This window comes from Pantoea hericii, from assembly GCF_014155795.1.
Classification (GTDB): Bacteria; Pseudomonadota; Gammaproteobacteria; order Enterobacterales; family Enterobacteriaceae; genus Pantoea; species Pantoea eucalypti.
The window spans coordinates 552833-566003 of record NZ_SCKV01000001.1 but is presented as its reverse complement, the minus strand read 5'-3'; the positions used below and the strand labels follow the sequence as shown (position 1 = coordinate 566003).

12 protein-coding genes are annotated in these 13171 nt (G+C 55.8%); 6 read left to right on the top strand and 6 right to left on the bottom strand.

Going from position 1 to position 13171, the window contains the following annotated elements:
- Window positions 1–121: 121 nt before the first annotated feature.
- Window positions 122–1111, bottom strand: a complete 990-nt coding sequence (gene mgrA / locus H7K52_RS02550) for an L-glyceraldehyde 3-phosphate reductase (RefSeq protein ID WP_182629652.1) — start codon at window positions 1109–1111, stop codon at window positions 122–124.
- Between the two features lie 219 nt (window positions 1112–1330).
- Between mgrA and ipdC the strand changes: the two genes are divergently transcribed.
- Together ipdC and glk are read left to right on the top strand one after the other, a co-directional pair.
- The gene (gene ipdC / locus H7K52_RS02545; RefSeq protein ID WP_182629651.1) at window positions 1331–2983 is read left to right on the top strand and encodes an indolepyruvate decarboxylase; all 1653 of its coding nucleotides are present in this window, start codon (window positions 1331–1333) and stop codon (window positions 2981–2983) included.
- Window positions 2984–3143: 160 nt separating this feature from the next.
- Window positions 3144–4109, top strand: a complete 966-nt coding sequence (gene glk, locus H7K52_RS02540) for a glucokinase (RefSeq protein WP_003848907.1) — start codon at window positions 3144–3146, stop codon at window positions 4107–4109.
- A gap of 166 nt (window positions 4110–4275) precedes the next feature.
- On the opposite strand, the gene H7K52_RS02535 is transcribed toward glk, so the two are convergent.
- Both H7K52_RS02535 and H7K52_RS02530 read right to left on the bottom strand, forming a co-directional pair.
- Window positions 4276–5004: a LytR/AlgR family response regulator transcription factor gene (locus H7K52_RS02535; protein WP_182629650.1), complete on the bottom strand. Its 729-nt coding sequence runs from the start codon at window positions 5002–5004 to the stop codon at window positions 4276–4278.
- Window positions 5001–6671, bottom strand: a complete 1671-nt coding sequence (locus H7K52_RS02530; RefSeq protein ID WP_003848911.1) for a sensor histidine kinase — start codon at window positions 6669–6671, stop codon at window positions 5001–5003. Before H7K52_RS02530 ends, H7K52_RS02535 begins: the two co-directional genes overlap by 4 nt.
- Window positions 6672–6940: 269 nt before the next feature.
- On the opposite strand from H7K52_RS02530, the gene H7K52_RS02525 reads away from it, so the two are divergent.
- Window positions 6941–7465: a GNAT family N-acetyltransferase gene (locus H7K52_RS02525; protein WP_003848913.1), complete on the top strand. Its 525-nt coding sequence runs from the start codon at window positions 6941–6943 to the stop codon at window positions 7463–7465.
- 117 nt (window positions 7466–7582) lie between these two features.
- Window positions 7583–8815, top strand: a complete 1233-nt coding sequence (alaC, locus tag H7K52_RS02520; RefSeq protein ID WP_008926517.1) for an alanine transaminase — start codon at window positions 7583–7585, stop codon at window positions 8813–8815.
- Window positions 8816–8866: 51 nt separating this feature from the next.
- Here the strand turns inward: alaC and ypdK are convergent, their stop codons facing one another.
- The 3 genes from ypdK to H7K52_RS02505 all read right to left on the bottom strand — a co-directional run bounded on the left by ypdK (window position 8867) and on the right by H7K52_RS02505 (window position 11774).
- Window positions 8867–8941: a membrane protein YpdK gene (gene ypdK, locus H7K52_RS02515; protein WP_099257831.1), complete on the bottom strand. Its 75-nt coding sequence runs from the start codon at window positions 8939–8941 to the stop codon at window positions 8867–8869.
- A gap of 203 nt (window positions 8942–9144) precedes the next feature.
- Entirely contained in the window at window positions 9145–10173 is a 1029-nt protein-coding gene (locus H7K52_RS02510) for an HlyD family secretion protein (protein ID WP_008926516.1), read from the bottom strand.
- Window positions 10174–10175: 2 nt separating this feature from the next.
- A complete protein-coding gene (locus tag H7K52_RS02505; RefSeq protein WP_182629649.1) occupies window positions 10176–11774 on the bottom strand; it encodes an MFS transporter in 1599 nt (532 codons plus the stop codon).
- Window positions 11775–11923: 149 nt separating this feature from the next.
- Between H7K52_RS02505 and H7K52_RS02500 the strand changes: the two genes are divergently transcribed.
- Both H7K52_RS02500 and H7K52_RS02495 read left to right on the top strand, forming a co-directional pair.
- A complete protein-coding gene (locus H7K52_RS02500; RefSeq protein ID WP_003848922.1) occupies window positions 11924–12703 on the top strand; it encodes an IclR family transcriptional regulator in 780 nt (259 codons plus the stop codon).
- Window positions 12704–12716: 13 nt separating this feature from the next.
- Window positions 12717–13169, top strand: a complete 453-nt coding sequence (locus tag H7K52_RS02495; RefSeq protein WP_003848924.1) for a universal stress protein — start codon at window positions 12717–12719, stop codon at window positions 13167–13169.
- The last annotated feature ends 2 nt before the right edge of the window (window positions 13170–13171 follow it).

Sequence of the window (13171 nt, the reverse complement as noted above, 5' to 3'; positions counted from 1 at the left end):
TGCGTATTACTGTTGTTACCGCATCATTGTGTCGGAAAATTGTGAGGAAATTGGGGAGAGAAGGGGGATTGAGATTATTCTGGTGAAAAAAAACGCCCGACCTGCGCCGGGCGGTGAATGCTTACATCAGAGCCGCGTCAATGGCCGCTAATTCGGTGTCGCTGAACTGACGACGGACGAGCATGGCCACCGCGTCATCAATCTGCGCCGTTTTACTGGCCCCAATCAGCACTGACGTGACGCGATCATCGCGCAATACCCACGCCAGCGCCATCTGCGCCAGTTTCTGCTCACGTTGCTGTGCGATGACATTCAGCCTGCGGACTTTTTCCATCTTCTCTTCGGTCAGCTGGCTTTCGCTCAGGAATTTGCTGCCGCTGGCCGCACGCGAATCTTCCGGAATGCCCTGCAGATAGCGATCGGTGAGCACACCGCCTGCCAGGGGAGAGAAAGCGATACAGCCAACGCCCGCATCGCCCAGCGTCTGAATCAATCCCTGCTCAGGGGTACGTTCAAACATCGAATAACGCGGCTGGTGAATCAGGCAGGGGGTGCCGAGATCGCGCAGGATAGCAATCGCCTGGGCAGCCCGTTCAGCCGGATAGTTAGAAAGAGCTACGTAAAGCGCTTTGCCCTGGCGTACCACATGATCGAGCGCGCGCATCGTCTCTTCCAGCGGGGTTTCCGGATCGGGACGGTGGTGATAGAAAATATCGACATATTCCAGCCCCATGCGTTTAAGGCTTTGATCCAGACTGGCAATCAGATATTTACGCGACCCCCAGTCTCCATAAGGCCCCTGCCACATGGTATAGCCCGCTTTGGTGGAGATTATCAGCTCATCACGATGGGCACGAAAATCTTCCCGCAGAATACGACCAAAATTCTCTTCCGCCGAGCCCGGAGGCGGGCCGTAGTTATTCGCTAAGTCGAAGTGGGTGATGCCGAGGTCAAATGCATGACGTAGCAACTCACGGCTGTTATCGACCCGCGTGCTGTCACCAAAGTTGTGCCAAAGTCCCAGCGAAATTGCAGGCAGTCTGATGCCGCTGCGGCCGCTGCGGCGATATTCCATCTGTTGATAGCGATCGGGATGGGGGAAAGAGGACATTTAGCGCTCCTGAGCAAAAACGGGAATATGTGCCAAAAGTCTATCAGTGTATACGGTTACACTTAGTGACTGCGCGCAGCAGTTCGCGATTTTACAGAATATTCCGCCAGCGTAACGTCGTCTTGCCAGGCATTGCGGCTGGTTAAAATAGCTACTCTCCTCGCTAATTTTATCCTCTGTCAGATACTTAACCCGACTCTTCCCTGAAAGGAACGCGCAATGTCCACATTCACTGTCGGAGATTACCTGCTGACCCGTCTGCAGGAGATTGGTATCAAGCATCTGTTTGGTGTGCCGGGCGACTACAACCTGCAATTCCTGGACCGCGTTATCGCCCATCCTGAAATCAGCTGGGTGGGCTGCGCTAATGAACTCAACGCAGCCTATGCGGCGGACGGTTATGCGCGCTGCAACGGCGCGGGGGCACTGTTAACGACGTTTGGTGTTGGCGAGCTCAGCGCGATTAATGGCACTGCGGGCAGTTATGCTGAGTATCTGCCGGTGATTCATATTGTGGGTGCGCCAGCCACGCAGGCGCAGTTGCAGGGTGACTGCGTGCATCACTCGCTGGGCGATGGTGATTTCCAGCATTTTATTCGCATGGCTGCCGAGGTCAGTGTGGCAACCGCACTGCTGACTGCCGACAATGCCACGGCTGAGATTGATCGGGTGATTATCAGTGCGCTGCAGGCCCGTCGTCCCGGCTATCTGTCGCTGGCGGTGGACGTGGCAGCCATGGCTGTGCAGCCACCTGCACAGCCGCTGAACACCCATCAGCCTGCATCGGCTGACGCGCGTCGCGCTTTCAGGGCCGCGGCAGAACGTTTACTGGCACCGGCAGAGCGTGTCTCACTGCTGGCAGATTTTCTGGCGCTGCGCTGGCAGCAGCAGTCTGCGCTGGCCGCGCTGCGCGAACAGAGCGCGATTCCCTGCGCCAGTCTGCTGATGGGCAAAGGCGTACTGGATGAGCAGCAGCCAGGTTACGTCGGTACCTATGCCGGCGCGGCCAGTGCAGGGCAGGTATGTGAACAGATTGAACAGGTGGATGCAGCAATTTGCGTCGGTGTCCGTTTTACCGACACCATTACGGCAGGTTTTACACAGCAGTTTGCCACCGAGCGACTGATCGATCTGCAGCCCTTCAGTGCCAGCGTGGGTAATGAACGTTTTGCGCCGTTGTCGATGGCGGATGCGCTCAGTGAACTGCAACCGCTGTTTGAACATTATGGTCAGCAGTGGCAGCCTGCCGCCGCAATCCCCGCCGCGCAGCCAGCAGAACCCACGGCGGTGATCAGTCAGCACGCCTTCTGGCAGGCCATGCAGGGATTTCTGCAACCCGGCGACCTGATTCTGGCCGAGCAGGGGACGGCCGCCTTTGGTGCCGCCGCGTTGCGATTACCCTCGCGGGCACAGCTGGTGGTTCAGCCATTATGGGGATCAATCGGCTATACTCTTCCGGCAGCGTTTGGCGCGCAGACCGCCAACCCTGATCGACGGGTTATCCTGATCATCGGAGACGGTTCGGCGCAACTGACTATTCAGGAGCTGGGGTCGATGTTGCGCGATGGGCAGCGACTGATAATCTTTTTACTGAATAATGACGGCTATACCGTCGAACGGGCGATTCATGGCGCAACACAACGTTACAATGATATCGCCCCGTGGAACTGGACGGCTCTGCCACACGCCCTTAGCCTTCAGGGCCAGGCGCAGAGCTGGCGCATCAGTGAAACCGTGCAGTTAGACGAGGTGATGACGCGACTTGCCGCGCCTCAATGGCTTTCGCTGGTTGAGGTGGTTATGCTGAAAGACGATTTGCCGCCACTGCTCAGAAAAGTCACCGCCTGCCTGAATCAACGCAACGGCGGCTAAGATTCAGATAGTTGCCGCTGTGCAGGCTGGACTAACGCGGTTAGGCTGTAGCACAACTGAGTAAGACGCTCACCAATCGCACCGGTGAGCGTTGTTGTTTTATGGGCAGAATTTTATAGTGTCCTCCAACTCTTAAGACCCCAAGCGGAGCAACAGAAGAATGACAACCTATGCCTTGGTCGGCGATGTCGGCGGTACTAACGCGCGCCTCGCCCTGTGTGAGGTGGAAAGCGGCAGCATCACCCAGGCCAAAACATTCTCAACATCAGAATACGACAGCCTCGAAGCCGTCATCCGCCACTATCTTGATGAACAACAGCAGGACGTTAAAGATGGCTGTATTGCTATCGCCTGCCCGATTACCGATGACTGGGTTGAAATGACCAACCATGACTGGGCGTTTTCTACGCGCAAGCTCAAAGAGAACATCGGTTTTGAACACCTGGAAATCATTAACGATTTTACTGCGGTATCCATGGCTATTCCGATGCTGACCGCCGAAAACGTAATTCAGTTTGGCGGCTCAGAGCCGGTCAAAGATAAACCTATCGCCATTTATGGTGCCGGTACCGGCTTAGGCGTCAGCCATCTGGTGCATGTGGACAAGCGCTGGGTGAGCCTGCCAGGTGAGGGTGGTCATGTCGATTTTGCGGCCAACAGCGAAGAAGAAGATCAGATCCTGGAAGTGCTGCGTGAAGAACTGGGCCATGTCTCAGCTGAACGTGTGTTGTCGGGTGCCGGTCTGGTTAATCTCTACCGTGCCATTGTGAAAGTTGACAACCGCGTGCCGGAAAATCTGAAACCGAAAGATGTCAGTGAACGTGCGCTGGATGACAGCTGTACCGACTGCCGTCGCGCGCTCTCCATGTTCTGCGTCATTATGGGCCGTTTTGGCGGCAATCTGGCGCTGAACCTGGGCACTTTTGGTGGCGTTTATATTGCGGGAGGCATTGTGCCTCGCTTCCTGGAATTCTTTAAGGCGTCCGGTTTCCGTGCGGCTTTTGAAGATAAAGGACGCTTCCGCGACTATGTTGCCAGCATCCCGGTTTACATGATTACGCACGATCAGCCTGGCCTGCTGGGTGCGGGCGCGCATCTGCGTCAGACGCTGGGCCGCGAAATCTGATTCTGCTTTACTCCGCGCGCACAGCCTTTGTGCGCGCGATCGCTTTCCCGACCTGGAGGCTTCAGCCGTTCAGGCCCGGGAAATCACCGCCTGACTTCTCCTGCCTTTTCCTGCTGTTGTTCTGAAAGCCACTTCTCTGCCTGAATCGTTCCCTCACTCTCCTGCATTACAGACGCATCAGCTGTCTGAACTGCTTAACCTTACTGCGGCTGACCGGCACCTGAAATTCCAGATCGCGCAGCTTAAGCAGATAGGTGTTGTTAAACCACGGCTCGATTTCGCGGATCTTGCTCAGGCTGACGCAGTAAGAGCGGTGACAGCGGAAGAACTGCTGCTCCGGCAGGCGTGAACAGAACTCGGTGATGTTTATCGACATGACGTAGGACTCGCGCCGGGTATAGACAAACGTCAGCTTTTCATGCGCCTCAACGTAGTAAATGTCATTCACGTCAGTGACGATAATGCGTTCATCTTTAATCAGGTTGACGGTCTGCGGCGCAGGTGTGGCACTAAGATGACTCACAGCCTGCTGCGCCTGTGCGGTGGCTTCCAGCTTGTTCAGCATGGTGACAATCCGCGACTCCTGATAGGGCTTGAGAATGTAGTCAAATGCCTCAAGCTCGAATGCTTCTACCGCATGCTCTTTCCACGCGGTAATAAAGACGATCAGCGGCTTGTGGGCAAACTGATGGATATTCTGTGCCAGCAACATGCCATCCAGCGAGGGGATATTAATGTCGAGGAAAATCACATCGACCCGATGCTGTTGCAGATACTTCAGTACATCAAGACCATCATCAAAACAGGCTTCAATTTCGATTTTGCTGTGATGCTGAATCATCCAGCTCAGCTCCTGCTGGGCCAGAAATTCATCCTCCACAATAATGGCTTTCATAACAGATTCTCCGCCAGGCGCTGGCCATTTTTACTCAGCGTAAAAGCGATCTCGGTGCCCGGTTGATGCCGCACGATGTTCAGTCCCTGACCTGACAGGAGTTTGACGCGATGGTGCACATTGAGCAGACCGATTTTATTGCCGGGCATCTCGTTGCGTGCCACCCGTTCCACGACTTCGTCACTGATGCCCTGACCGGTATCCCGCACGGAGATCCGCACCCGATCGCCCAGATCCCGGACGCTCAGCGTGACCACGCCTTTGCCTTTACAGGGCTGAATACCATGCACAATGGCGTTTTCTACCAGTGGCTGAATCAGCAGACTTGGCAGCAGAAAATGCAGATCTTCATCGACGTCATAAATCATCGTCAGTTTATCGCCGAATCGCGCCTGCTCAATGGCGATATAATCTTTCACCTGCCACAGCTCTTTACGGATGTCGATTAGCTCATCGTCGTTCAGTTCCAGGTTGTAGCGCAGATAGCGTGAAAGGTTAATGACCAGCTGGCGGGCAGTATCGGGATTGAGCCGGATAGAAGAGGAGATAGCATTCAGCGCATTGAACAGGAAATGGGGATTTATTTTACTTTGCAGCGCGCGCAGTTCCGCTTTATTGGCCATCTCACGCAGCTGCTCGGCGCGCGACACTTCAAGCTGGGTTGAGATAATTTGTGACAGGCCAATCGCCATCTCCTTCAGCGAGCCGGTAATACGGTGTGCGCGGCGATAATAGATTTTCAGCGTGCCGGTGACTTTGCCTTTTTCCCACAGCGGGATGACGATCATTGAGTGGATATCTTTAGTGCGGTGCGCTTCATCATTGTTCTTAATAATAATTTTACCGCTGTTGATCGCCTGCGCCGTCGTGGGGCTGATGCCATCATCGCCATGCTTATAATTATGTTCGCCATAGCCGACGTAGGCCAGAATCTGCTTTTTATCCGTCATCGCCACCGCATCGGCTTTGATCTCTCTTCGGATAATGTCACAGATATTGCGCAGCGAGTCGCTGTTCACCTGACGAAACAGCGGCAACGTTTTGTTGGCGATCTCCAGTGCCAGCTTGGCCTGGCGGGCAGCAATAGCCTCTTTCTCTCCCTCAACACTTTGCACCAGCAACACAATGATGCCGATGCTGGACGCGCCGAGGATCATCGGCAGGGCAATCTCCGACACAATCGCCAGCCCGAGTGAGGCAGGGCGCGCCCACAGGACGATCAGCAACATCGTCAGGGCTTCACACAGCATGCCGCCGACGATACCGGCGCGCCAGCGATGCTCTTTCAGCACCCGGCGATTAATCCCGCCCGCGACGACACCGGCAATGATGCTGGTAATCAGGCAGGGCACGGAAGTGACGCCATGAATATCGATCAGAAAACGGTGAAGGCCCGCAATCACACCGGTGGCGATGCCAACCCAGGGACCAAACAGAATCCCACCCGCCATCACGGCAATGACCCGCACATTCAGCAGCGAACCGTCGACATTGACGCCCGACCAGGTACTGAACAGCGCAAACAGGGAAAAGATGGCAGTGACCGCCACTTTTTCCGCGCGGGTGTGCTCATCTTTTTGCAGCAGCTGACGAAAAGGCCGGGTGCGCGTCAGGAAGAACAGGCAGATCAACATCAGGGCGGCGCGGTCAAAAACTGCCAGTAACATCGTGAAGTGGGAGGACACAGGCGACTCGTGAGCGATGGAAAGTGCCTCTATGATAAAAAATGTGATCGCGAACCGCTAGCACCCCGATCAATCCCGCCACAAGTTAATGCTTCAGATCAATTTTTACGGCAATCCCGTAAAAAGAGGAAAAGTTGAGTGGAATAAAGGGGAACAGTTTTTCATGCTGGTCGCTGTGAAGCCGTTTTGCTATGTTGCGCGATGACGCGCGCCAGTAACCGCTGGAAAACCGCGCCCATCGGGAGCCACAGATGCAACTTGTCACCGACAGATTAACCCTGAGTAAATTACAACCCGAAGACTGGCAACTGTTTCGTGCCGTCCATGAAGATCCCGACACCATGAAATGGGTAAGCGAAATCCCGGATGAAGCGGATATTCGACAGCGTTTCACACAACGTCTGGCACCCTGGCAGCCGGGCAGTTTTCATATGCTCTGCCTGGTGGCAAGACGCCAGGACAGCGGTGAGCCCATTGGCCTGTTTGGCTGCAGCCCGGAATGGGAGCCGTATCGTCAGGCGGAGGTGGGCTATATGCTGCTGCATCGCCACTGTGGTCAGGGCTATGGCAGCGAAGCGCTGGCGGCGCTGTGTCAGTTTCTGCTTGAAGCCGATTTTCACAAACTCAAGGCGATGGTGATTGAAGGGAACTGGGCGTCACGCCGTATTCTGGAGAAAAACGGTTTTCAGCTGGAGGGCACGCTGCGGGATAATTATCTGCTGGATGGCCACTGGGTGAACGATTGGCTGCTGGGACGGCTGAATCCGCAAAAATAAAAAAATTTTCCGCCACCCTCGACAAAATGATCCTCGCCACGTTATGTTCGTAACGGGTCACCGCAGTGACCCACGTCGCTCGGACGGTCCGGGCGCTTACGTAATCCAGAGGACATCATGGCTGATAACAGCACACCCCGTCGTTTCTCGCGTATTGAACGTTTACCTCCTTACGTTTTCAACATCACCGCTGAACTGAAGATGGCTGCGCGTCGGCGCGGCGAAGATATCATCGACTTTTCAATGGGTAACCCTGATGGTCCGACTCCGCCTCACATTGTCGAAAAATTATGCCAGGTGGCGCAGCGTGACGATACCCACGGTTATTCCACCTCGCGCGGCATACCGCGTCTACGCAGAGCGATTTCGCGCTGGTACGCTGAGCGCTATCAGGTGGAGATCGATCCTGAATCTGAGGCAATTGTCACCATCGGCTCCAAAGAGGGGCTGGCGCATCTGATGCTGGCGACGCTGGATCATGGTGATACCGTACTGGTGCCCAATCCCAGCTATCCGATTCATATCTACGGTGCAGTGATTGCCGGAGCGCAGGTGCGTTCGGTGCCGCTGGTGGCGGGTGTCGACTTCTTCAATGAGCTGGAACGTGCTATTCGGGAAAGCTACCCCAAGCCAAAAATGATGATCCTTGGATTCCCATCCAACCCGACCGCACAGTGTGTTGAACTCGACTTTTTCGAGCGGGTGATTGCGCTGGCGAAGCAGTACAACGTACTGGTCATCCACGATCTGGCTTATGCTGACATCGTCTACGATGGCTGGAAAGCGCCGTCGATTATGCAGGTGCCGGGCGCGCGTGATGTTGCCGTTGAATTCTTTACCCTGTCGAAAAGCTACAACATGGCGGGCTGGCGTATCGGTTTCATGGTGGGTAATAAAGAGCTGGTCGCCGCGCTGGCGCGTATCAAGAGTTACCATGACTACGGCACCTTTACGCCGCTACAGGTGGCAGCCATTGCGGCGCTGGAAGGGGATCAGCAGTGCGTGCGTGACATTGCTGAGCAGTATAAACGCCGCCGTGATGTGCTGGTCAAAGGCTTGCATGAAGCGGGCTGGATGGTGGATAACCCCAAAGCCTCGATGTACGTCTGGGCAAAAATTCCCGACCACTATGCACATCTGGGTTCGCTGGAATTTGCTAAACATATGCTGCAGGAGGCGAAAGTCTGTGTTTCCCCTGGTATCGGGTTTGGTGACTATGGCGACACGCACGTGCGATTTGCGCTGATTGAAAACAGCGATCGTATTCGTCAGGCAGTGCGGGGAATTAAGGCGATGTTTCGTGCCGATGGCGTATTGCCGGGCAGCATGAAAACAGAAGAAGAGAGCTGACAGCCAGCAGGGGCGACACGATGGTCGCCCCATGGCGGCACTGTCACGCCATTACTTCAGCAGCAGAACAAAGGTTCCGAACCAAAGTAACGCGAAAAAAGATATTCCCATCAAGGCATATTTCACAAAGCAACTCCTCTGAGCGGTTACGATGATGGCGATCCCAAACCAGTGCAACGCGAACAGATGTGGAAAAGAGATCGCCATTTCAGTAATGGTCTGCTCTCTTCCGGGTCGATCTGAATAACTCTCAGAACAGGATCAGGCGCTAATTTACGCGTAATCCCACCCAAATGAAATAGGCCCGTTCTGAGATATTGCTCACAATATTAGGGCGCCTCGATTTCAGGGATCGCCGACATGCCGACACGTAACTGAGCCAGATGCGGTTGGTCGCCATCCAGCACAATTTTCACCGGCAGACGTTGAACGACTTTAGTGTAGTTGCCTGTGGCGTTATCGGGAGCGATCGCTGAAAAAGTTGCACCAGTGGCCGGTGCGATGCTGTCCACATGACCGGTAAAGGTCTCGCCTGGCAGGGCATCAACCCGGATTCGGACCCGCTGTCCTGGGCGCACATCGCTTAACTGCGTCTCAAGGTAGTTAGCCGTAATGTAGGTTTGCTGCAGGGGGACCACGGCCAGCAGACGGGTTCCGGCTGAAACGTATGCGCCTGTCCGCACCGCACGCTGACCCACCATGCCGTCAACAGGAGCCGTAATGCGCGTGTAGGAGAGATTCAGCCTGGCCTGATCGACGCTGGCTTTGGCTGCGGCAACATCCGCTTCTGCTGAACGCACCGCCGCCTGTAATACGCCCACCTGTTTTATTGCCGATGCCAGTGCAGCCTGACTCTGATGGACAGCTGCCAGCGCCGAGCGCTGATTTGAGCTGGCCTTTTGCTGATCGTCAGCGGCGACGGTGCCGCTTTTATAGAGGCGGTTATAGCGATCGGCGCTTTGACCCGCATACTGCGCAGAAGCCTGACTTGCCGCGACGCTGGCTTTCTGCTGATCAATCATCGACTGCTGCTGTTCCAGTTGAGCCTGGCTGCTCAGCAGTTTCGCCTGACTCACCTGCAGGTCAGCTTCAGCACTCTCCAGCGCCACCCGATAGTCACGGTCATCCAGCGTTGCCAGCAACTGGCCCGCTTTGACCTGCTGATTATCCTGCACCTCAACATGGCTTATGTAGCCCGAGACTTTAGGTGCTACCAGGGTGTAATCCGCATTGACGTAAGCATCATTGGTGCGGTGATCGTTGCTGGTCATCATCGTCCAGACAACAAAGGCAATGGCCAGTAACACCAGCAGCAGCAGACTCAGCAGCAGGGTTCTTCTCATTTCAAAAGTACGCATATTCAGTTATTCCGGGGAGGGTGTTGAATCAAAGTTTGAGGCGGCCAGACCCGTTTTGGCAGGATGGCTGTAAGCAATAACAGGCAGGCGGCAAAGCCGGTCAGCATGAGCCAGTTGTCGCTCAGGCTCAGGATCGTGGCCTGATGCCGGACCAGGGTGGCGAATCCGCTGAGATTATCGCTGGCGCTGATGCTGCCATCCGGCAATAGCGGCAAACTGCGGCTGGCTTGATCGGCTGTCGGCGCGGTCATCAGCCAGCTGCGGCTGGCGGCCTGATTAATCAGGACACTGGAATGAAATTGCTCACGATGAGAAAGGAAAACCTCAACCAGCGTGGAGGCGGCAATACTGGAAAACCCGCGCACCGTGTTAAACATCGCGGAGGCAAAAGGGCCTTCAGGTGGGGCCACAACGCTGGTGGCACTCATCAATATCGGCAAAATGATCATCGGTTGTCCGAACGCCTGCAGGATTTGCAGCAGCCAGAAATTCTGTCGCGCCCAGTCACTGGTGATCTGCGAGCCCAGCAGACAGGCAGTCACCAGCAGGCCGACGCCCGCCGTCAGCATCCAGCGGCAATCAATCCAGCGGATATTGAGCAGGGCAGCAATCAGTGGCGCGATGAGCAATTGTGGCAGGCCTACGGTCAGTGCCAGCGGGGCAAACTCAAGGGTGCGAAAGCCGCTCACCTGAGCAAAGTAGGCCGAAGGCAGCGCGGAACCTGAAAGCCCCAGGATGAGCACGCAGGCCAGCCCCAGCAGGCCGTGCGCCAGGTTGGGCCGTCTGAGCATCTGTAATTTAAACAGCGGCAGCGGGTGAAACCACTCATTGATCAGGAAAACCAGCAGCAGCGGCAGCGCGGCGAGCAGCATACCGGCGATCAGTGGCGAGTTCAGCCAGTCAAGACGCTCCCCCTGGGTCAGCACCAGCACCAGCAGCGCGACAGCAATGCAACCGGTCACCATGCCGAACAGATCGATCTGCTGAAAACGTTCCGGACGCAGCGGGTCCTGCGGTATCCCCCAGCTAATCAGCACCATCGCAATCAGCATGCCAGGCACCACCTGCCAGAACACCATGATCCAGCTGACATGGTCGGTCCATATTGAGGCCAGCGACGCTGCCATATTGGGGCCAAACGTCGCGGTCAGGGCATAGCCCGCCAGGCCGAACAGCTTAAAAGGCGGCGGCAGAAAGCGCAGAGCCACAGTCATCAGCATCGGCGGCAGTGCGCCGCCAAACAACCCCTGCAGCACGCGCAGGCTGATAAACAGCGTGGGATCCGGCACCAGCGGCAGCAGAATGCCGGTCAGCATAAATCCCGCCGACACGCCGAGTGTAAAACGCCGCAGCGACAGGGTGACGGCAAACCAGGGGGCAATCATCATCGCCGCAACTTCTGCCGCCTGATAGCCGGAGATAATCCAGCTACCCTGATCGAAACCGATGCCGATTGCGGCACGGATATCAGCCAGCGCGATATCACTGACGCGGTCGTTCAGCCCGGAGGTCAGCGCAGCAATAAGCACGCCGATCAGGCCCAGAGCTAGTCGGAGTGTAAAAGGATGAGGAGCCGGCGGCGTGGCGGGCTTAGCGTTCATTACTGGCAATCTCGTTATTATGATGCAGTGTACTGCAATGTGGTACAGGGCGTAATATTACATCCCGGTATGCTGTATTGCAATGTGGTACAGGCTGTAAAAAGTGCGGCATTCGCGCTACAGTAAGGCAGCTCAAACAGGACGACGCTATGGCACATCAACCCTCCAGCCGCGAGGATGAAAAAACGGGCGGTATCCAGGTCATCGCCCGTGCGGCAAAAATTCTTAATGCGCTGGGCGAACAGCCGGGCGGCATGAGCCTTGGCGAGATCGCTCAGGCGGTGGAACTGCCCCGTTCAACGGTGCAGCGCATTGTCGCTGCGCTCGACAGCGCAGAGCTTGTGCGCAGCAGTGGGGCGGGCGGATTGCGTCTGGGACCTGCCCTGTTAAAACTGATCTCCAGCGTGCATACCGACGTGGTTGATCTGGTCAGTCCGCTACTGGAAAAACTCTCTTCGGATACTAATGAAACGGTCTCGCTGGCGCGCGCCAGCGGCAGCCAGCTGGCGATTATTCACCATGTCGTGGCGTCACGTGAACTTCGGGTTGTCCCGCATATGGGACTGAATCTGCCGCTCTACAGTACCTCCGGGGGACGGGCGTTGCTGGCACTGGAGTGTGAAAAAGATGTCCGGACGATTGTTGGCGACGCCTGGCAGGAGCTGACCGATCAGACGGTGAAAACATTGCCACAATTGCTACAACTTATCAGGGAAGTCCGCGAAACCGGTATCGCCGTGGATCGCGGTGAAACCCTGGAAGGGATCTCTACCATGGCGTTTGCGCTGGATACGCTGTTTGGTCGCTTTTCTGTCTCTTTACTGGTGCCCTCTGCTCGTTTTCTGCGACATGAAGCGCGTTTTCGTGACGAGATGCTGAAGTGTAAAGAGGCGCTGGTGCGTGAAATCGGCAAAGTTGCCGCGATTTAAGGATAAGCATCTGATGAAAACCCTGCTGATGGCCATAGACCACTCTCCGGTTGCCGGGAAAGTGGTTGCCTTGACGATTGAAGAAGCGCTGGCACATCGCGCCGATGTGGTGGTGCTGTGCTGCGTCGATCCTGCCTACTCCTCCTGTAATCAGCCGATGGAAATCGATGCGGGTGAAGACCCGGCCGATTTTGTGGCAGCACAGGATGAGCAAAATACGGCGGAAATGGTGGTGCGTCATGCACTGGCACCGTTACTGCGCGCTGGCATTAATGCGCGTGGCGTGATCCTGGCGGGTGAGGCGGCAGATACCATTGTTGCCCAGTCACAACAGCTTAAGGCAAGCATGATTATCATGGGACGTCGCCACCTCTCTTCGTTTAACAGATTATTAAAAGGCTCGGTCAGCGCAGCGGTGATTGAGCGTGCTCACTGTCCTGTGCTAATCGATGTGCGTAAGGATTAACC